The sequence below is a fragment of the Arthrobacter globiformis genome (assembly GCF_030817195.1).
Lineage (GTDB): Bacteria > Actinomycetota > Actinomycetes > Actinomycetales > Micrococcaceae > Arthrobacter > Arthrobacter globiformis_D.
Map to the genome: position 1 here is coordinate 1,724,782 of NZ_JAUSYZ010000001.1, position 20,722 is coordinate 1,745,503.

The window sequence follows — 20,722 nt, forward strand, 5'->3', positions numbered from 1 at the left end:
GTACACGTCACTGCCGTTGTGATCGCCCACAACGGCAGTGATTATCTGCCCAGGACACTTTCAGCGCTGGCGGCACAGACCCGGCCGGCGGACACCGTGATCGGGGTGGATACCGGCTCACAGGACAATTCGGCTGCCCTCCTGCAGCGCGCCATCGGCGACGCCAATGTCATAACCGTCAATGGCGGCAGGACGGGAATGGGCGGCGCCGTGCGGGCCGGCCTGGCCGCCCTGGCCCCCTGGAACCGGCGGGGCACGCAGGACCAGTCCGAATGGATCTGGCTGCTGCACGACGATGCGGCACCCGCCCCCGAGGCGTTGGCCGAACTCCTGCACGCCGTGGAGCGTGCCCCCTCCGTTACGGTCGCGGGCTGCAAGCAACTGGACTGGAACGCCAAACGGCGCCTCATCGACGTCGGGCTTTCCACCAGCCGCTGGGCCGAGCGGCTCACGCTGATCGAGGCGGACGAACTCGACCAGGGGCAGTACGACGGACGTTCCGACACCTTCGCCGTCAACTCCGCCGGCATGCTGGTTCGGCGGGACATCTGGGAGCACCTCAAAGGGTTTGACCCCGCGCTTCCCGGCACGGGCGACGACGTCGACTTCTGCTGGCGGAACCGGCTGGCCGGGCACCGGGTGGTGGTGGTCCCCAGCGCGAGGATGTTCCACGTCTCCCACCGGCCGCACGCGCTTGGCACGGCCTCGGCCGCACGCCGCGCACAGGTCCACCTGCGGCTAAAGCACGCCCCGCTGTGGGCGCTGCCGCTGCACGCCGCCGGCGCCCTCTTCGGGAGCCTCCTCCGGCTGGTCTTCAGCATCGCCGTGAAGGATCCCGGCTACGGCTTTTCGCAACTCCTGGCCACGGCGGCGGCCCTCGCCAGGCCCGCCGCCCTCGCCCGTGGACGGCGCAACGCTGCCCGCACCCGCCGCGTCCGCCGGTCCGTGGTCAAAGCCCTGCAGACCGAACGGCGCGAAGTGTGGGGCCACCGACGCTCCCTGATGGAAGCGCTTGGCGCGGACGACGCCCGGGCCTCCGAGGACAGCAACGATCCGCTGGAGGAGCAGCCCAGCGGCGACTCGACGGACGACTTCGCAGCCCTGTCCACGAACGAGCGGGGCTGGGTGGGCAACGGTGCCGTCGCCGCCGTGATCCTTGCCACCGTGGCGTCCTTCGCCGGCCTTGCCGCGCTTTTCCAGGCCGACGCCGCCGCCGGCGGAGCGCTCCTGCCGGTCTCAGCCCGCCTGGAGGACATCTGGCACCACGCCTCCAGCTGGTGGATCGGACTGGGCGCCGGACTTCCGGGGCACGGCGACCCCTTCGGCTACGTCCTCTGGATCCTCGGCCTGCTGGGCGGAGGCAACGCCAACGGTGCCGTCATCTGGCTCCTTCTGCTGGCCATGCCGCTCTCCGGCCTGACTGCCTGGTTCGCCGCCGGTGCCCTGACCTCCTACCGCCGCTTCCGGCTGGCGGCTGCCCTGGTCTGGGCCGCGGCGCCCGCCCTGCAGGTGGCCGTCAACCATGGGCGCATCGGAGCCCTGCTGGCGCACCTCATGATGCCGCTGCTGGTCCTCGCACTGCTGCGGGCTACCGGCTCCGCGTTCGGACGCGGCCGTTTCGCCCCCGTTCTGGCGGGCAGTCTCGCGGACCAGCCGCCAGCCAAGCCCGGCGTCAATGGCACGCCGTCGTGGACGGCAGCCGCGGCCGCCGGGCTGGCGCTGGCGGTCATCACGGCTGCCGCCCCGTCGCTCCTGCTGCCGGCCGCCGTTGGCATCATCCTCCTGAGCCTGGTGCTGGGGACACGCGGACGCACGATCTGGTGGGCGCTCCTGCCGAGCGCTGCGCTGTTTGTGCCGTTTGCGCTGTCCACCCTCGACCGGCCCAGGGCGCTGTTGGCCGACCCTGGACTGCCGCTGCCCTTCGAAGCTGCTCCGGTGTGGCAGCAGATCCTGGGCCAGCCGCTCAGTTTCGACCCCGCCGGCGGTCTCGCCGGGCTGGAACTCTTTTCCGGCGGCTCCGTTCCCTGGGCGCTGCTGCTGGCCCTCCTGATCGGAGCCCCGCTGCTGGCGCTGGCCGTTACCGCGCTCTTTGTTCCGCTGCGGGTCCACCCGGACCGCCGCGGGCGTGTCGCCAGGGCCCTCTGGGCAGCGGCGTTGCTTGCGCTGGCTGGCGGATGGCTGGCAGCGCACGTCGCCACCGCGGCCGGCACCCAGGCGCTCATTGTGCCTTTCACCGGTCCGGCCGTTTCCGCTGCCGTGTTCGCCCTGCTGGGGGCCGCCGTCGTCGGCGGTGACGGCCTGCTGGCGCTTGCCGCTTCCGGCAAGGGCACTGTGAACCCGGGCGCTGGGGGCCAGAACGCCGTGAACCAGAACACCGTGAACCCGGGCACTGCCGCTGGCGCGGGAGTGCGGCACGGCGCAGTGGCCCGCAGTGCTGCGGCGCTGGCGCTGGTGCTCCTGCTCGCCGGGCCGCTGGCCGGGCTGGCGGTCTGGACCGTGCAGAATGTCATGCAGCAGCCCGCCGACGCAGCGGTCCACGCTGACACGGCAGACCTCGGGACGCCCCGGCTCGTGGGCCCCACGGACCCACGGATGCTGCCCGCTACCGCGGTGGACCGCGGCGAGGGGCCGGAGCAGACCCGAACGCTGCTGATCAGCACCGGCGACGACGGAACGTACAGTGCCACCCTCATGCGCGGAGGGGGCACCACACTGGACAGCCTCTCAACCATCGCGGCCGCCCGGGACATCAGGGGCAATCCCGGGCAGGAATCGGTCCGCGACGACGACGAAGTCACCGCGGCGCTGCGCACCAGCGTGGCCACCCTGGTGGCTGCCCGCGGCGTAGACCCGCGGCCCGAACTGGAGCGGCTCGGCGTCGGATTCGTCGTCCTGCGCGCCGCGGACACGGCAGCGCAGCTGACCGCCAGCCGGATGGACGCGGTTCCCGGACTGACGGCCGTGGGGCCCACCGATTCGGGCTGGCTCTGGCGTGTGACCCCGCTTAACGGCGCGGTGCTGCAGCCGGCCGACGTCGCCCATCGTGTACGCATCGTCGACACCAAGGGCGCCACGATCGGCCTCGTTCCGTCAGATCTGACCGGCGCCGAAGCCTCGGTGCCGAAGGGGCCTGAGGGCCGGCTGCTGGTACTCGCCGAACGCGCAGATCCCGGCTGGACCGCCTGGCTCGACGGTCGCAAACTGACCTCCACCACCTCCGGCTGGTCCCAAGCGTTCACACTGCCCCCGCAGGCCGGCCAGGTGACACTCCGCTACGAAAGCCCGTGGGCACTCTGGTCGGGCGTCCTCCAGGCCGCCGTCATTGGCCTGACAGTCCTGCTGGCGCTTCCGATGCCGGCCCGGCGCCCCAACACCGGCCTGTCCAGGGACGAAGGCTCCCTGCGTAAGGAATACCAGAATGCATGAGGAAGAGAACGACGGCGGGACTCCGGCTAAGCGGGGCAGCGGACCGGTAGTCCGGGCTACTGGAGGCAACGCTTCCGGACCCCGGTCCAGCGGTGCCAGCCGCATTGCCGGCCGCCGCGGCATCGTGGCGGGGGTGCTCTCCGGTGTGGTCATCCTCGCCGCTGGCGGCGGCGTTGTAGCGGCAACCACCCTGGCGCCGCAGCCGTCGTCGGCCAGGTCGCTCGATCCGGCGGAAGCGGCTGTGCCGGCCGGAAGCGTCCAGGACGTCTGCCCTGCCCCGGCGCGGCTCCTCGAAGGAACGCCGGTAGGGACCGACCCCCAGTTCAGCCCCGAATCCGCCACGGCCAAGAGTACCGTGTCCGCGGCGGTGGTCAGCTCGGCGGGCGGCAGTCTTCCCGGCAGCGCGCTTTTCGCGCTGAAGGGGTCCGAGCTGCAGCGGATCGCCAAGGCTCCCGCCTCGGCGACGGCTCCCGCAGGCTCCTCCGGAGTGATCGCCGGGGTGATCGAAGAGGAACCCGTGGACGACGTCAGCGTGCTGTCCGCGGACGCCCTCGCCAACCGGCAGCCGGCGGCGGCAGCCCTCATGGCCTACACGGCAACGGACGGGGACCTGCAGGGATCGGCGGCGGCCGCCTGCCAGGCGCCCTCGAACGACCTGTGGCTCAGCGGCGCCAACACCGCGGTGGGCCGCAGCAGCGTCATCAATCTCACAAATGCCTCCACCACCCCTGCAACGGTGAACCTTGAGCTTTACGGAAAAGCCGGCCAGGTCAAGGCCTCGGGCAGCCGCGGCCTGCTGGTGGGACCAAAGTCGACGCGCTCAATCGTCCTGGCCGGTCTCGCACCCGGTGAAGAACGGCTGAGCGTGCACGTCCGAAGCTCCGGCGGGCCCGTCAGCGCCTTCATTCAGCAGAGCGTGCTGCGTGGGCTGACCTCCGGCGGCGTGGATTTCATCGCACCGGGGATCTCCGCGGCTCCGTCCCAGGTGATGACAGGCATCGACATCCAGGATGCCGGGGACGTGAAGTCACTGACCGGCGAATCGGGTTTTGACGACGCCGGACCGTCGCTGCAGATCACCGTTCCCGGCCCGTCGGATGCAGTCGTGGAGGTCAAGCTGTTTGGCCGCGCCGGGCAGCAGGCACTCCCGGGCGGAGGCGTTGTCACGGCCAAGGCCGGCACCGTCACCGAAGTGCCCCTGGCGGGCGTTCCTGCCGGCAAGTACACCGTTTCCGCCACGTCGGACGTCAGCATCGTGGCCGCCGCGCGCGTGAGCCGGGGCCTGAAGGCCAGCCAGAGCCTGGACTTCGCATGGTTGCCGGCCACCGCCCAGCTTGGCAGCCAGCACATAGTCCCGCTTCCCCAGGGCGGTGAGCGGCAGTTGGTCTTCGGCGCCCTGGACGACAGGGCCACCATTTCCTACACGCCGATCACGGCCGACGGGAAACTCCGCACCGCGGCGACCGCGGACATCGCGGCCGGCACCACCACAACCCTCATGGCAGCCGACAAGATCGGCAACTCGGCCGTCGTCGGATACGTGGTGTCCGCCTCCGGCGGAGCGGCGTACGGCACTGTGCTGCTGGAACGGGAAGGCCGGAACGATGTTTCCACCGTGGCCATCGCTCCGGGCGCAGAGGGCCAGGAAAAAGTACCGGTGACGCTGGGCTACTAGCCGCGGAGTTCGCCGGCGGCAAAAACCCGGCCTGGCAGCGGCAGTGGTAAAACCCGGCCTAGTAACGCCGGCGGTACACCGGGTCCAGTGTTTCCGGGGCGACGCCCAGCATTTCGGCGGTGTGTTCCACCACCACGTCATGCACCAGGTCCTGGAGTTCCTCCTTGACGGGGCAGGCCTGCTCAACCACGCGGCGGTACAGCGTGATGATGGGGCCCTCGTCCTCGGTGGCCGGGGTGTAGCAGCCCAGGGGAGCGGGCGAGCCGTCGGCCACCAGCTGTTCCAGGTTCGGCGGGATCTCGTCGACGGCGAACCGGACGCCGTCGAGCGGCTTGCCCCAGATGTCATGGAGCCGCTGGGCTGAGTCCATGACGAGTTCATCAAACCGGTCCGAGCGGCTTCGGTAGCCGGGGAGTGTGGGCAGCAGCAGTTCGCCCCGGAGGCCGCGGCCGTGCCGGTTGCGCCGGCGCTGCGTGAAGCTCCGGCCAGCGGGGACCCCGGCGGCGTCCCCAGACGTTTCCGGGTCAGCCAACCGGACCGTGAAACCCGAAGCATGGTGCGATGACTGCATATACAGACTTTAGACCCGCCGAATGATTTGCGCGACATAACCGGACCGGAGCCGCGCTGCCGTGGCGCGGGCCGTCCGTCAATGTCGGGAAATCTGCCTGGGGCAGAGTATTCTGTGTTTTCGTGGGTGCAATACGTCAGTGTTCCAGGTCAGCCTGCCGCCAGTCAGCGGTGGCAACTCTGACGTACGTCTACGCGGACTCGACGGCCGTCCTCGGCCCGCTGGCAACCTACGCGGAGCCGCACTGCTACGACCTTTGCGAGCAGCATGCCGGTTCGCTGACCGTCCCGCGCGGCTGGGAAGTGCTCCGCCTCGCCATGCCCTCGCAGCCGCCCCAGCCCGGCCCCGACGACCTTCTCGCCCTGGCCGACGCCGTCCGTGAGGCAGCGTCCCGCCCGGCGGCCCCGGCTCCGGGCCAGCGCGCCGCGCACTCGGCGCTGGAGGCACCCGCCGCAACCGAAGGCACACGCCGCGGCCACCTGCGCATCCTGCGCGAACCGTCCTAATTCTGCACAAACCTTCCTCATACCGAACTGGCGGTAGGCTGGAAGCTGAAATCCGTCAGCCACAGCGCTTGTGCCCAGCAGGGAGCATCCACCATGCCAAAGATCAGTCCTGAACTGTTGTCCGTTCTGCGGTGCCCGGTCACCGGATCGGCTCTGACCCAGGAGGGCGAGGAACTCGTTTCAACCTCGGCGGCGGAGGGCGGCGAACGGCTGCGGTACGCCATCGAAGACGGCATTCCGCTGCTGCTTCCCCCGGAACTCCGCGCCGCAGCCTCGGCCGCCCGGTCAGACCAGCACGACGCCGGCCCCGCAGCGGCCGCCCCCACCGCCTAACACCCAGCCAGCACCGCAGAAGGCTAGACGCCGGACACAGCAAAGGATTCCCATGACGTTCGATTACAAGGTTGCCGACATCTCCCTGGCCGAGGCCGGGCGCCACCAGATCCGCCTCGCCGAGCACGAGATGCCGGGGCTCATGTCGCTGCGCAGGGAATTCGGACCGAGCCAGCCCCTCAAGGGCGCCCGCATCGCCGGGTCGCTGCACATGACTGTGCAGACCGCAGTGCTCATCGAGACCCTCACCGCACTCGGCGCCGAGGTCCGCTGGGCCTCCTGCAACATCTTCTCCACCCAGGACGAGGCCGCCGCCGCAGTGGTTGTGGGCACCGGCACCGTGGAGAACCCGCAGGGCGTTCCCGTGTTTGCCTGGAAGGGCGAAACGCTGGAGGAATACTGGTCGACCGCTGAGCAGATCCTCACCTGGCCCGGTGCCGACACGAACCCTGAGCTGGGCCCGAACATGATTCTCGACGACGGCGGCGACGCCACGCTGCTGCTGCACCGCGGCGTGGAGTTCGAGGCAGCCGGGGCCGTTCCGGCCGCCACGGCCAACGACCCCGAGGAATACGGGATCGTCCTTGACGTCCTGCGCCGGACGCTGGCCGAGGACCCGAAGAAGTGGACCCGGCTCGCCGCCGGCATCCACGGCGTCAGCGAGGAAACCACCACGGGCGTGCACCGCCTCTACCAGCTCGCCGAACAGGGCAAGCTGCTCTTCCCGGCCATCAACGTCAACGACTCCGTGACGAAGAGTAAGTTCGACAACAAGTACGGCATCCGGCACTCGCTGCCGGACGGCCTCAACCGGGCCACCGATGTCCTCATCGGCGGCAAGGTCGCCGTCGTCTGTGGCTACGGCGACGTCGGCAAGGGTGCCGCCGAGGCGCTCCGCGGCCAGGGCGCCCGCGTTATCGTCACCGAAATCGATCCCATCTGTGCGCTTCAGGCAGCCATGGACGGCTACCAGGTGGCCAAGCTGGAGAGCGTGCTGGACCAGGGGGACATCTTCATCACCACCACGGGCAACAAGGACGTCATCATGGCCGAGCACATGGCCGGCATGAAGAACAAGGCTATCGTGGGCAACATCGGGCACTTCGACAACGAAATCGACATGGCGGGCCTCGGCCGGATCCCCGGCATCCGGAAGGTCGAGATCAAGCCCCAGGTCCACGAATGGGTCTTTGGCGGCGACTCGGCGGACAGCACCCGGTCCATCATCGTCCTGTCCGAAGGGCGGCTGCTGAACCTGGGCAACGCCACCGGCCACCCGTCGTTCGTCATGAGCAACTCCTTCGCCAACCAGACCATCGCGCAGATCGAGCTGTTCACCAAGAAGGACCAGCCCGAAGGCGAGCGGGAATACGAAAACCAGGTCTACGTGCTGCCCAAGATCCTCGACGAGAAGGTCGCACGCCTGCACCTCGATGCCCTGGGTGTTGAGCTGACCGAACTGTCCAAGGACCAGGCCGACTACCTGGACGTGGACGTGGCCGGCCCGTACAAGCCCGAGCACTACCGCTACTAGCCGCAGGCCTTAACGCAGCACCCCGGCGCGCCGTGGAACTCCACGGCGGCCGGGGTTAGCTCCGCCGTGCGATAAAATTGGCTGGTCAGCGTTACCGCTGGGCACACGGACGGATGCCGATCGGCAGCCCGGTGGACACGGAGAAACCAGTCATGACGGAAAAGAACAACCGGAAAACCGGCAAAATTATCGCCGTCGTTGCCATTTGCGCTGCCGTCGCAGCCGGCGGTATCGGCGTCGCCACCGCGCCCGGCTGGGCCAACCCCGCACCGCAATCCGAGGCTTCCAGCCCCGTCCGCAACGAACCGGGCCTGGCTACCCCCGTGGTCAAGGCCGTCGAACTGGGCGTGACACCGCTCGACGGCGCCAAAGGCGTAAACCCCGCGGTGGCGCCCTCCGTCAAGGCTGTCAACGGCCGCGTCCAGGACGTCGTGCTGGTCCCGGCCGCCGGGGGAGAAGCCGTCAAGGGCACTGTGAGCGCCGACGGCAGCACGTGGACGGCCGTGGACCCGCTGCTCTTCAACACGCCGTACAAGTACAGCTACACCATCGTGGACGAGGCGGGCCGGGAAACCAAGAAGGTCCAGACCTTCACCACCGTGGCGCCGGCCAATGAGGCGGACGCCGCCGTGTACCCGGAGAACGGCTCCACAGTTGGCGCAGGACAGCCCATCGACATCGTCTTCAGCGAACCCGTCACCAACAAGGCGGCGGTTGAAAAGGCCGTCAAGATCACTGTCTCCTCCAAGCAGCCCGTCGCCTGGCACTGGTACTCGGACCAGAAGGTGCGCATCCGCCCCGAGAAGTTCTGGGCATCCAACACCCAGGTCACCGTGGACATGAAGCTGTTCGGGGTGGACTTCGGCAAGGGCATGATCGGCAACTTCAACGCCAAAGTGCAGTTCAAGGTGGGCCAGCAGCGCCTGGCAGTGGTTGATGACAACACCAAGACCATGAAGGTCTACTTCGACGGCAAGCTGGTCAGGACCGCGCCCGTTACCCTGGGCGGCTCCGACTGGCTTTCCCCGTCCGGCTACGCCGTGATCATGGAGCAGGAACGGCATTCCAAGTTCAACGCGGGCAGCATCGGCCTGAAGCCCGGCGACAAGGGCTACTACCCGCCGCTGACCGTGGAGTACGCCAACAGGCTCACGTCCTCCGGCGTCTATGTCCACCAGGCGCTCGAATCGGCATGGGGCTACGTGGGCGTATCCAACGTCTCCCACGGCTGTGTCGGGCTGCTGCCCGTGGACGCCGCCTGGTTCTTCAACAACATGAAGTCCGGCGACGTCGTCCAGGTCCTGAATACGGGCGCCGCCCCCGTCGAGCCGCTCGAGGGCTACGGCGACTGGAACATTCCCTGGGCCCAATACGCGAAGCGGTAAACGCCAATACGCGAAGCGGTAAACGCAGGACGCGAAGCGTCAGAGGCAGTACTAGCTGTCCCGGGACTAGCTGTCCCGGGCCGCCGTGAACGGGAGCCGGCGCAGCCGTTCCCCGATCCGGTTGCTTTCTACGCGTGCCGCGCCCAGCCGGCGGAGTTCGCGTGTGCGGCGTTCGCCCAGCACGGCAGCCAGGTAGTCGTCGGGTGTGGTTCCGGGCGGCGGTGACGGTGCCACATATCCGGATATCTCCGTGGCGAGGGCTGCGGCCATGCCGCTGCGCGACAGGGGCGACATCCGTGGCGCCTGGCGCATGAATTGCCCGGCACGCCGTCCCAGGGCATCCGGAATCCGGCCGATGTCCGCGGCTTCCGCCCAGGCGGCGAGGTGCCGCGGAGTGACGGGGACGATTGCGGGTTCCACCGGGACCCGGCGCCGCAGTGAATAGGTGCCCGCCACGATGTCACCGAGCCGGCGGGACCTGCCGTCGAAGAGCGCGACGGCGATGGCGACGCCGCCGAAGGTCAGGTAGATCTCCAGGAAGCCGATCAGCGCCCTGATGACCGCATGGCGGAAACGGATGGCCCCGCCATCGTCACGCACTATCCTCAGTCCGGCCGCCAGTTTCCCCAGCGAGAGGCCCCGGGTCAGGGTCTCCACCGTCGCCGGGACAATGACGAAGCACAGCACCACGCTGACCAGGGTGAGCGCCCCGGCAGCCGCCTCGTCCAGTTCATCCCGGGCAGCGCCCATTGCCATCAGGATGGCGATCAGCAGCGCGGAATGCACCACGACGTCGAGAACAAGACCGAGTGAGCGGGCAGCGAAGGACGCCGGACGGAGTTCCAGGACGACTGCCTCGCCTGTGATGAGTGGACTCAATTCCTGCCCCGTACGTTGTTCCGGCTACCGGTCGCCTAAAGTCTAGTTCTCCGCAGGCTAGGGTAGGAGCGTGGACATGGACGCCTTCGCCGCCGTCAACTCGGACACATGGTCGCGGCTGCATCATCTTGCGAACAAGCGGCGCCTGAGCGGTGCCGACGCCGATGAACTGCTGCGCCTGTACCAGGTGACCTCCGCCCACCTCTCCCTGCTGCGTTCCACCGGGCCCGAAAGCGGCCTGTCCGCGTCGCTTTCTGCCACGCTGGCGCAGGCGCGCACCCGCTTCACCGGTGCGCGGTCGAACTTCATGGAAGACCTGGCGCAGTTCTTCGTGCTGTCCCTTCCGGCCGCTCTGTACCGGATCCGCTGGCTGACGGTGGCCTGCGGCGCCGCGTTCTGCCTTGTCGGCTGTGCTTTCGCACTGTGGATTGGCACCTCACCCGAGGCCCTGCGTGCTGTTGCCTCGGAAGCGGAAGTCCAGCGGTACGTCGAGGAGGACTTCATCGACTACTACTCGGAGAATCCGGCGGCGTCGTTCGCCGGCGCCGTCTGGACCAACAACGCCTGGATCAGTGCCCAGGCTGTGGCGCTGGGCATCACCGGCTTCTGGGTGCCCATGATCCTGTTCGCCAACGCACAGGGTGTGGGGGTGGCCGCGGGGATGTTTGCCGCGGTGGGGAAGACTGACGTGTTTTTCAGCTACATCCTGCCGCACGGCCTCATGGAGCTGACGGCGGTGTTCGTGGCCTGTGCGGCCGGGCTGAGAATCTTTTGGGCCATGGTGTCGCCGGGCCCCCGGACCCGGTCCCGCGCTGTTGCAGCAGAGGGCCGGTCCATGATCACGGTGGCGCTGGGCCTTGTTTTGGTGCTGTTTGTCTCGGGCCTCGTGGAGGGCTTTGTTACGCCCAGTACCTTGCCGGTGTGGGCAAAGATCAGTATCGGCGCGGCTGTGCTGGCGGCATACTGGTTATATGTGCTGGTCTGCGGGGGACGGGCCTACCGCGCCGGCGCCCGCGGTGATCTGGGCAGCCAGGACACCGGCTACACAGAGCTTACGGCCTGATTTTTACCGCCAGCCGAATATTCGACGCAGGCGGCGGGGTGGCACATCGCGGTGCCGGAGCGGCTGACGGTAGGCTCTTGGGGAGATACAAAGCGCTGCGTGGCCCCGGCCTTACCGGTGGCCCTGGAGCGTGGACGCCTACGGAAGTGAAGCTGCAGTGAAAGACAATACTCCGACACCGTCCGGACGCCTTGATCCGCGGCTGGATCCAGCGGCGAACCCCGCTCTGGTTCCCGCGGAGGACACCGACGAGCCGGCGTTTGAATGGATGAAGCCCGCGCCTGCAGCCCGCGCCGCTGAGGGGGAGGGCGCCCCCGGTCCTGCACGTTCCGCCTCTGCTCCTGCAGGAGGTCCGGCTGCAGATCCGGCAGCCGGTTCTGCAGCCGGCCAGCCGGAAAGCCGCGCGGACCGGAAGGCTGCTGAGGCGGCCGCCGCCGAGAGTGCCGAAACTGACCGGAGCGCGGATGCAGGCCAGCCGTCCCGGTCCGATGCTCCGTCCATGGTCCGTTCCTCCTCCATGGGCACCCACTACAGCGAGCCGCTCCCCACCTCCGCCCTGCAGGTGCGCCCGCCGCAGGAGGAAGTGGAGCGCCGCAACGCCCAGCGCGAGCAGGCAGCAAGAGCCAAGCCGGTGCTGCCCCGGTTCCTCCAGGTCCTGCTGGCCATTTTCTATCCGGTGATCCTCCTGGTCCTTGCCGTGCGCGCCGTGACCAGCCCGCTCTTCCTGTGGGCCGAGTACCACCGGCCCGGTTTCCCCGGGGACGGCTACGGCTTCAACGCGGACGACCGCATGACGTACGGCTCCTACGCCGTGGACTACCTGAGCAACTGGTCCGGTCCGCGCTACCTGGGCGAACTGGTTAACCGCAGCGGCGAAAAGCTGTTCAAAGACGGCGAGGTCAGCCACATGGCCGACGTGAAGCTCGTCTTCCTGTCCGCCTTCGGGGCCGGGGCACTGCTGATCCTGATCAGCATCATCGCGATCATCTACCTGCGGCGGCGCACGCCCGGCGGAGTGCGCCGGGGGCTGTTCGCCGGCTCCATCGTGACGCTAGTGCTCATCATCGGCCTGGGCACGCTCGCCGCCCTCGGCTGGCAGCAGTTCTTCACCGAGTTCCACCGCATCTTCTTCGCCGCCGGATCCTGGACGTTTGCGCTGGAGGATACGCTCATCCGGCTCTTCCCCGGGCAGTTCTGGATCGACGCCGGACTGGTCATCGCCGCGCTTGTCCTGATTACCGCTGTGGTGACGTTGATTCTGACCTGGCCCACCCGCAGGCGCCGCGGCCTGGCACCGGCACGGAAGGGCCGCAAGGGTGACGGCGCGGATGGCAGCGACGTGAACGACGACGACGCTCCGCAGGCAGGCACCGTACGGCCCGTGAACCTGTAGCGGCTTCCCGGCAGATGGGTCTGCTCAGCCGTACAGCTGCTCGATTTCCGCTGCAAAGTCCTTGACGACGGCGGCCCTCTTGAGTTTGAGGGAGGGCGTCAGGTGCCCGGACTCCACGGTGAAGGCTGCCTCCAGGACCTGGAACTTGCGGATGGATTCGGCTTTGGACACGAGGCCGTTGGCCTGGTCCACCGCTTCCTGGATGGCACCGCGTACCGCGGGGTCCGTGCAGGCTTCCGCGGGGCTGAGCAGGGGAACGCCATGTGCGGTGCACCAGCGCTCGAGGCCTTCGGGGTCGAGGTTGACCAGGGCTGAAACGAACGGCTTCCCGTCACCCACCACCACGGCGTGGCCCACCAGCGGGTGTTCGCGGATCTTCTCCTCAAGCGGACCGGGAGCGACGTTTTTACCGGCCGCCGTGACCAGCAGGTCCTTCTTACGGCCCGTGATGGTGAGGAACCCGTCGGCGTCCAGGGAGCCCAGGTCCCCGGTACGGAAAAAGCCGTCGGTGAACGCCTCGGCGTTAGCCGCCTCGTTCGCGTGGTAGCCCTTGAACACGCCGATGCCGCTGACCAGGACCTCACCGTCCTCGGCGATGCGGATGGTGGTGCCCGGCGCCGGGATCCCCACCGTTCCCACCCGGGCGAGGCCGGCGGTGTTCGCTGTGCACGGCGCGGTTGTCTCCGTCAGGCCGTAGCCTTCGAGCACGGCGATCCCGGCGCCCCTGAAGAAGTGCGCATCGCGGGCATTGAGCGGGCTCGCGCCGGAAACGGCGTACTTCATATTGCCGCCGAATACCTGGCGCAGCTTGGGATACACGAGACGGTCGAACAGTGCGTGCTGGGCCCGCAGCGTGGCGCGCGGGCCGCTGCCCTCGCCGCGCGCGGCGGCATCCAGCGCCTGCGAGTAGCGGACGGCCACCCCCGCGGCGGCACTGAACAGCCGCGACTTCCCGGCATCCTTCGCCTTCTGTTCCGCTCCGGCGTGGATCTTCTCGAAGATGCGGGGCACGGCGAGCAGGAAGGTCGGCTTGAAGGTTCCCAGGTCATCAAGCAGCTGCGCGTTCCCCGAGGTGTGGCCGAGAGTGACACCGGCGGTGAGGCACACCACCTGGACGGCCCTGGCCAGCACGTGGGCCAACGGCAGGAACATCAGGGTCCTGGCGTTCTCCTGCTGCAGCAGTTCGGGCAGGAAGGCCACGATGTTCCGGGCCACGAGGGCGAAGTTTCCATGCGTGATCTCGCAGCCTTTGGGCCTGCCGGTGGTTCCGGACGTATAGACGAGGGACGCCACATCCGACAACGCGGCTGCCGAGCGGTGCCGCTCCAGTTCGGCGTCTGATACCCCGGCCCCCGCGGCGGCGAGGCTGGCAAGGTTGGGGGCGTCGCCGTTGTAATCCATCCGGACCACCGGCACCAGGCGGCCGGCCAAGACGCTGGAGGCGGAGAGGACCTGGTCCAGCAGCGCCGCCTTCTGCCGGTCCTCAACGAAGACCCGCCCGGCGCCTGAGTCCGACAGGATCCACTCCACCTGGCTCGCCGAGGAGGTTTCGTAGATGGGCACAGTCACGCCGCCGGCAAACCAGATGGCGAAATCCACCAGTGTCCACTCGTAGCGCGTGGCAGAAAGGACCGCCACGGTGTCCCCGGGTGCCAGGCCGCCGGCAATGAGGCCTTTGGCCAGTGCCGTGACCTGGTCCAGGAAGTGCCCGGCCGTGACATTCTGCCAGCCGCTGGCGTCCCGGCGGGCGTAGACGGCGTGCGAAGGATTGTGCCGGTAGCAGTCCAGGAGCAGGTCGGTGACGTTGCTGCTGTCCTCCAGGGCAACCATCAGTTCCGTGCTTGCTTCCCTCACAGGCGGGTCTCCATTTCGTTGATGATCACGTCGGGGCTCCACCTGCAATCGTGCCTCAGATCCAGGAGGGCATCCACATCCTGAGCCGCCAGTCCTGGTAGGTGATCATTTCGGCGGTCCAGACCGGGTAGAAGAAGGACGAGATCAGGACCGCCGCCACGACGAACAGGGCAACCCCGTACAGCCCGGAACGCCGCCGCCACGGCGGGTCGCCCGTTTTGCCCAATACCAGGCCCAGACAGTACACGAGCGCCAGGACCAGGAAGGGCTCGAAGGACACCGCGTAGAAGAAGAACATGGTGCGTTCCGGGTACATGAACCACGGCAGGTAGCCGGAGCCGACGGCGGCCAGTATGGCCCCGGCGCGCCAGTCGCGCCTGCCAGCCCACCAGAACAGAAGGATCACCAGCGAGATGGCGGCGCTCCACCAGATCAGCGGGTTGCCGACGGACAGGATGGCCGAGGTGCAGTTGGTGAAATCGCAGCCGGGGGTGCCCTGTTTGGGGGACTCGTAGAAGAACGAGGTGGGCCTGCCCATCACCAGCCAGCTCCAGGCGCTCGCCTCGTACGGATGTTCCGAGCTGAGCCCCTGGTGGAACTTGTACGCTTCAAGGTGGTAGTGCGCCAGGGACCGCACGGAGTCCGGCAGCCAGCCCCATTCCGCGCTGGGGTTCGTCTCCGCCCACCGCCGGTAGTAGGCATCGGTGGACCGGAACCACCCCGTCCAGCTGACGGCGTACGTCACGGCCGCCACGGGCACGATGCTGAGGAAGGCCGGGAGGCCGTCCTTGATGATTCCGGCGCTGACCCAGCCGCGTATCCCGGCGATCCGGCGGGCGCTCAGGTCCCAGAAGACCGTCAGGAGCCCGAAACCGGCCAGGAAAAACAGCGCCGACCACTTGGTGCCCACGGCCAGGCCCAGGCAGACGCCCGCCGCAAGCCGCCACCAGCGGATGCCCAGCCACGGGCCGGACAGGAGCTGGAGCGCTGATGGCCTGCCTGAGGGGGAGGCGGCCGCCTGCCTGCCGAGCCTGGCGGCCAGCCGGCGCCGGCCGTCGTCGCGGTCCAGCAACAGCGCGCCGAATGCCGCCAGGACCCAGAACATGAGGAAGATGTCCAGCAGCGACGTGCGGGACATGACGAGGTGGTGGCCGTCGACGGCGAGCAGCAGCCCGGCTGCTGCTCCCAGGATCAGGGAGCCAAAGAGTTTCTGGGCTATCAGCGCGACGAGGGCGACGGACAGGGTGCCGGTCAGTGCCGCGGCGAACCGCCAGCCGAAGGGATTGTCAGCGCCGAACAGCCACATGCCGGCCGCGATCATCCACTTGCCCACGGGCGGGTGCACGACGTATTCGGGGGTGTTCAGCAGCACGTTGGGGTTGCCGGCCACGAATGCGTCGTTGGCCTTGTCCGGCCAGCTCCGCTCATAGCCGCTCACCAGCAGCGAGTAGCCGTCCTTGACGTAGTACGTCTCGTCAAATACGAGGCTGCGGGGGACATCCAGCCGGACGAACCTCAGGATCCCGCCCACAACGGCGGTCAAGGCGGGAACCAGCCAGAACCAGAGCCGGAGCGACGGCGGGTAGTCCCGCCAGGTGCGGATGCCGCCGATCAGGCGCCGGGTGAGGGCGTCCGCCGTGAAGGCCTCCGAGGGGCGGCTGATCCAGCGCTTCACGTGCGGGCCGCGGCCTTCCGTGGCGGGTGCGAAAGCCGGGGTACTTGCTGGTTCGGCCCCGTCAGGCCGCACGGAGGTCTGCGTCACGAGCCCATGCTACCGTTTGCGGCTGCTTGGAACCTGAGAGAGGTGAGTAGTCCGGGCGGCAGTAGGCTGGATCCGTGGACCATGATGCGAGCACCGCCCCTGACAGCAGTTCCGACCCTTCCAGCAGTGCAGAACCGGCAGGCACCGCCGGCGGAAGGCAGCCGGACCTCCGCAGCGGCGGTCCGGGACGGATCGTCCTGGCGGCAACACCCATCGGCAATGTGGGCGACGCTTCAGCAAGGCTGGTGGAGCTGCTGGCCACGGCGGATATCGTGGCTGCCGAAGACACCCGCCGCCTGCACCGCCTGGTGCAGAGCCTGGACGTCGCCGTGAGCGGGCGGATCATCAGCTACCACGAGCACAACGAGGCCACCAAGACCGCGGAGCTCCTGGAGCAGGTCCGCGCCGGGAAAACCCTTGTCATGGTCACCGACGCCGGCATGCCCGCTGTCTCCGACCCCGGCTTCCGGCTCGTCGAAGGCGCTGTGGCCGCCGGCCTCACGGTCACGGCCGTCCCCGGACCGTCGGCCGTCCTCACCGCGCTGGCCCTGTCCGGCCTGCCCACCGACAGGTTCTGTTTCGAAGGCTTCCTCCCGCGGAAGGCCGGCGAACGCGCCGCCCGCCTGGCGGATCTCGACGCCGAACGCCGCACCATGGTCTTCTTTGAGGCCCCGCACCGGCTGGAGGCCATGCTGCGGGCGCTGCACGAGCGCTTCGGTCCGGATCGGCGCGCGGCGGTCTGCCGGGAACTCACCAAGACCTACGAGGAAGTCCTCCGCGGCTCGCTCCGCGAGATGCTGCAGTGGGCGGAGACCAGCGAGGTGCGCGGCGAGATCGCCGTCGTGGTGGCAGGCGCGCCGGAGCGTGCCCCTGGCTCCCCGGAGGACGGCGTCGCCGCCGTCAACGAACTCGTGGCCAAGGGCGTCCGGCTCAAGGAAGCCGTGGCGGCTGTCGCCGAGGAAACCCGCGTCAGCAAGCGGGAACTGTACTCCGCCGTGCTCGCGGCGCGGTGACCTACCCGACCCGGTGACCCCGCCGCGGCGGTGCTGGTGAGCCTGTTGCCGCCGTCCGGCGGTGCGCTTCCAGCCGCCGGCGGTGCTGGCGGAGCGGCTGTGCAGCTGCACAACGAATGGCGCCACGGGCAGTGCGCCGAAGCGTAGACACTGCGGAGATCCCGGCAGTACCGTGGCATTAATCCAGCCAAGCTAGCAGCGGGCGGCAGGCGGCGGCACGCCGCATGCGGGAGCTGCACATAACCGGCAATCCGATTGCTGACGAGGGAGTCACCGTGTCTGTTACCACACAGTCCACTGCTACCGCAGAACGCGAAAGCGAATTGCTCGCGTCTGTTCCCACCGGCCTGCTCATCAACGGCGAGTGGCGTCCCGCGGCGTCGGGCAAGACGTTCGACGTCGAGGATCCCGCTACCGGGAAGACACTGCTGAGCATCGCCGACGCCGGCGCTGAGGACGGCGCCGCTGCCCTGGACGCGGCCGCCGCTGCCCAGGAATCATGGGCCAAGGTGCCGCCGCGGGAGCGCGGCGAGATCCTGCGCCGTGCCTTTGACCTGGTCACCGAGCGCGCCGAGGACTTCGCGCTGCTGATGACGCTGGAAATGGGCAAGCCGCTGGCCGAGGCACGCGGCGAGGTCACCTACGGAGCCGAGTTCCTGCGCTGGTTCTCCGAGGAAGCCGTCCGCGCTTTCGGCCGCTACTCTGTCTCCCCGGACGGCAAGTCCCGCCTTTTGGTGACCAAGAAGCCCGTGGGCCCGTGCCTGCTGATCACGCCGTGGAACTTCCCGCTGGCCATGGCCACCCGCAAGATCGCCCCGGCCGTCGCAGCGGGCTGCACGATGGTGCTGAAGTCCGCCAACCTGACCCCGCTGACTTCACAACTCTTCGCTGCCGTCATGCAGGAAGCCGGACTGCCCGCCGGCGTCCTGAACGTCATCCCCACGTCCACGGCCGGCGCCACCACCGGCCCGCTGATCAAGGACTCCCGCCTCCGGAAGCTCTCCTTCACCGGGTCCACCGAGGTGGGCCGCCGCCTGCTGTCCGACGCCTCCGAGACGGTCCTGCGGACCTCGATGGAACTGGGCGGAAACGCCCCGTTCGTGGTGTTCGAGGACGCCGACGTCGATGCCGCCGTCGCCGGCGCCATGCTGGCCAAGCTGCGGAACATGGGCGAGGCCTGCACCGCCGCGAACCGCTTCATCGTGCACGAGTCCGTGGCCGACGAATTTGCAGAGAAGTTCGCCGCGAAGATGAAGGAGATGACTACCGCCCGCGGCACCGAGCCCGAATCCAAGGTCGGTCCGCTGATCGACGCGAAGAGCCGGGACAAGGTGCACGAACTGGTCACCGACGCCGTCTCCGCCGGCGCCACCGCCGTGGTGGGCGGCGCCCCGGTCGAAGGGCCCGGGTACTTCTACCAGCCCACGATCCTGAAGGGCGTCAGCGAAGGCACCCGGATCCTGTCCGAGGAGATCTTCGGCCCCGTCGCCCCGATCACCACCTTCTCCTCCGAGGACGACGCTGTACGCCTGGCCAACAACACCGAATACGGGCTGGTGGCCTACGTCTTCACGAAGGACCTCAACCGCGGCATCCGGATGGGCGAGCGGCTCGAGACCGGCATGCTCGGCCTGAACGCCGGCGTCGTCTCCAACGCTGCAGCACCCTTCGGCGGCGTCAAGCAGTCCGGCCTGGGCCGTGAAGGCGGCCTCGAGGGCATCGAGGAATACCTCTACACGCAGTACATCGGCATCGCCGACCCCTACGCAGGCTAATAAGCCAGGCGCCGGACAGAACGGCAAAACGCACTGGTCCGCAGGAATCCTGCGGGCCAGTGCGTTTTTTGCGTGGCGGTGGCTGTCCCGGCGTTAGCGGGCCGCAGCCCGGACGCTTGCGTACTCCTCCCGGGAGACCGGCGTGGCGTCCGGCGAACCCAGCTGGTGGAGCGGAATCCGGTGCGTCTCCTTGGCGGACCAGGCCGCTATCGCCCCGATGACGGTGATGCCGAAGCAGATGGAGCCGACGGTGAGCGGAACGTTTGCCGAGCCCGGGGGAGCGACCACCGCGAAGAGGCTCGGCAGGAACGACGTGATCAGGAGCCCGATGTTCTGGGAGATGGCGAACCCGGTGACCCGCGTGCGGGAGGGGAAGAGCTCCTGGAAGAAGCTGGCGAAGGTGGCGTTCCAGACCTGGTACAGCGTGCCCCACATGAGGATCGCGAGGACGATGGTCAGCGGCACGTTGTTCTGGCTGACCGCGTACAGGTACCCATAGGCAAGTGCGCCGGAGCCCAGTGAACCGACGATCATCAGCGGCCGCCGGCCGAACCGGTCCGAGAGGTCGCCGAACCAGGGGATGAGGGCCAGCGCGACGACGTTGGCCAGCACCGGGATCCAGAGATAGACAGTGGTGCTCATGCCGATGCCGTACCCGGGCTGCGTGGCGTAGGCCGCGCCGAAGACCGCAACGGTGACGCCCACCACGTTGACCAGCGTCATGCAGACCGCCCGCACCACGTTCAGCCCGCTTTCGCGCAGCACCTGGACCACCGGCATCTTGGGAACGTCCTTGTGCGCTTTCTCCTCCACAAAGACGGGCGTCTCCTCAACGCGGCGGCGGATCATGTAGCCGGCGAACACCACCAGGGCACTGAGGAGGAACGGGATGCGCCAGCCCCAGGCGTGGAAGTCCTCCGCGGACAGCACGGCCGAGAGCGGGAGGAAGACGGCAGCGGCGATGATCTGCCCGGCCTGGGTGCCCTGAAGGGCGAAGCTGGCATAGAAGCCGCGCCGGCCGAAGGGTGCGTGCTCCACAATCATGGCGCTGGCCCCGCTCAGCTCCCCGGCCACCGCGAATCCCTGGACGAGGCGAAGGACCAGCAGCAGGGCCGGGGCCAGGATGCCAACTTGGTCGTAGGTGGGCAGCAGGGCCACCGCGAAGGTTGAGACGCCCATCAACAGCATGGCCAGGACCAGGACGTTCTTGCGGCCGTGCTTGTCGCCCCACTGGCCAAGGACGAATGCCCCGATCGGGCGGGCGACGTAGCCCACCGCGTATGTTCCGAGCGAGGCGATCAGCGCGACGGTCGGGTTTCCTGCCGGGAAGAAAACGGTGGGAAAGACCAGGGCCGCGGCCTGGGCGTAGATGAACCAGTCGTAGTACTCGAGGGCGCTGCCCACCCAGCCGCTGGCGGCAGCCTTCCTGGTGCTGCTCGTCCGGTGCGTGCCGGACTGTTGCGGTTCAGCCGAAGTCCGTAGCTTGTGTGTGTCGCTCTTCATGTCGTCCTCCTTTGGACAATCGTCTGCCCCGCCGGATTTGCCCCGTCGCT

General features: G+C 68.5%; 15 protein-coding genes. 10 read left to right on the plus strand and 5 right to left on the minus strand.

The window, feature by feature from the left end:
• Positions 1 to 18: 18 nt before the first annotated feature.
• Together QF036_RS07875 and QF036_RS07880 are read left to right on the plus strand one after the other, a co-directional pair.
• Positions 19 to 3,426: a glycosyltransferase gene (locus QF036_RS07875; RefSeq protein WP_373460112.1), complete on the plus strand. Its 3,408-nt coding sequence runs from the start codon at positions 19 to 21 to the stop codon at positions 3,424 to 3,426.
• Positions 3,419 to 5,101, plus strand: coding sequence for a DUF5719 family protein (locus QF036_RS07880; protein ID WP_307100733.1), 1,683 nt, complete (start codon positions 3,419 to 3,421; stop codon positions 5,099 to 5,101). Before QF036_RS07875 ends, QF036_RS07880 begins: the two co-directional genes overlap by 8 nt.
• 58 nt (positions 5,102 to 5,159) lie before the next feature.
• Here the strand turns inward: QF036_RS07880 and QF036_RS07885 are convergent, their stop codons facing one another.
• The gene (locus QF036_RS07885) at positions 5,160 to 5,672 is read right to left on the minus strand and encodes a metallopeptidase family protein (RefSeq protein WP_307100735.1); all 513 of its coding nucleotides are present in this window, start codon (positions 5,670 to 5,672) and stop codon (positions 5,160 to 5,162) included.
• 122 nt (positions 5,673 to 5,794) lie between these two features.
• Here QF036_RS07885 and QF036_RS07890 point away from each other — a divergent pair, with 122 nt between their 5' ends.
• The 4 genes from QF036_RS07890 to QF036_RS07905 all read left to right on the plus strand — a co-directional run bounded on the left by QF036_RS07890 (position 5,795) and on the right by QF036_RS07905 (position 9,430).
• The gene (locus QF036_RS07890) at positions 5,795 to 6,178 is read left to right on the plus strand and encodes a DUF3499 domain-containing protein (RefSeq protein ID WP_307100737.1); all 384 of its coding nucleotides are present in this window, start codon (positions 5,795 to 5,797) and stop codon (positions 6,176 to 6,178) included.
• 93 nt (positions 6,179 to 6,271) lie between these two features.
• Positions 6,272 to 6,511 (plus strand): Trm112 family protein, encoded by a 240-nt coding sequence (locus QF036_RS07895; protein ID WP_307100739.1) that lies wholly within the window; start codon positions 6,272 to 6,274, stop codon positions 6,509 to 6,511.
• A gap of 52 nt (positions 6,512 to 6,563) precedes the next feature.
• Positions 6,564 to 8,045 (plus strand): adenosylhomocysteinase, encoded by a 1,482-nt coding sequence (gene ahcY, locus QF036_RS07900; protein WP_307100741.1) that lies wholly within the window; start codon positions 6,564 to 6,566, stop codon positions 8,043 to 8,045.
• A 152-nt stretch (positions 8,046 to 8,197) separates the two neighbouring features.
• Positions 8,198 to 9,430, plus strand: a complete 1,233-nt coding sequence (locus tag QF036_RS07905) for a L,D-transpeptidase (protein ID WP_307100743.1) — start codon at positions 8,198 to 8,200, stop codon at positions 9,428 to 9,430.
• 66 nt (positions 9,431 to 9,496) lie between these two features.
• On the opposite strand, the gene QF036_RS07910 is transcribed toward QF036_RS07905, so the two are convergent.
• Positions 9,497 to 10,309 (minus strand): RDD family protein, encoded by an 813-nt coding sequence (locus QF036_RS07910; RefSeq protein ID WP_307100745.1) that lies wholly within the window; start codon positions 10,307 to 10,309, stop codon positions 9,497 to 9,499.
• Positions 10,310 to 10,379: 70 nt separating this feature from the next.
• Between QF036_RS07910 and QF036_RS07915 the strand changes: the two genes are divergently transcribed.
• Entirely contained in the window at positions 10,380 to 11,372 is a 993-nt protein-coding gene (locus QF036_RS07915; protein WP_307100747.1) for a stage II sporulation protein M, read from the plus strand.
• 157 nt (positions 11,373 to 11,529) lie between these two features.
• Positions 11,530 to 12,765, plus strand: coding sequence for a TIGR01906 family membrane protein (locus tag QF036_RS07920; RefSeq protein WP_307100748.1), 1,236 nt, complete (start codon positions 11,530 to 11,532; stop codon positions 12,763 to 12,765).
• A 24-nt stretch (positions 12,766 to 12,789) separates the two neighbouring features.
• On the opposite strand, the gene QF036_RS07925 is transcribed toward QF036_RS07920, so the two are convergent.
• The gene (locus tag QF036_RS07925) at positions 12,790 to 14,619 is read right to left on the minus strand and encodes an AMP-dependent synthetase/ligase (protein WP_307100749.1); all 1,830 of its coding nucleotides are present in this window, start codon (positions 14,617 to 14,619) and stop codon (positions 12,790 to 12,792) included.
• Between the two features lie 55 nt (positions 14,620 to 14,674).
• Entirely contained in the window at positions 14,675 to 16,381 is a 1,707-nt protein-coding gene (locus QF036_RS07930) for a dolichyl-phosphate-mannose--protein mannosyltransferase (RefSeq protein ID WP_307100751.1), read from the minus strand.
• Between the two features lie 191 nt (positions 16,382 to 16,572).
• Between QF036_RS07930 and rsmI the strand changes: the two genes are divergently transcribed.
• Positions 16,573 to 17,394 carry a 16S rRNA (cytidine(1402)-2'-O)-methyltransferase gene (gene rsmI / locus QF036_RS07935; protein WP_043417645.1) on the plus strand — a complete coding sequence of 274 codons (822 nt, stop codon included), beginning with the start codon at positions 16,573 to 16,575 and terminating at the stop codon, positions 17,392 to 17,394.
• A gap of 224 nt (positions 17,395 to 17,618) precedes the next feature.
• Positions 17,619 to 19,169 (plus strand): NAD-dependent succinate-semialdehyde dehydrogenase, encoded by a 1,551-nt coding sequence (locus tag QF036_RS07940; RefSeq protein ID WP_373460113.1) that lies wholly within the window; start codon positions 17,619 to 17,621, stop codon positions 19,167 to 19,169.
• Between the two features lie 93 nt (positions 19,170 to 19,262).
• On the opposite strand, the gene QF036_RS07945 is transcribed toward QF036_RS07940, so the two are convergent.
• Positions 19,263 to 20,672 carry an MFS transporter gene (locus QF036_RS07945; protein WP_307100755.1) on the minus strand — a complete coding sequence of 470 codons (1,410 nt, stop codon included), beginning with the start codon at positions 20,670 to 20,672 and terminating at the stop codon, positions 19,263 to 19,265.
• Between the last annotated feature and the right edge of the window lie 50 nt (positions 20,673 to 20,722).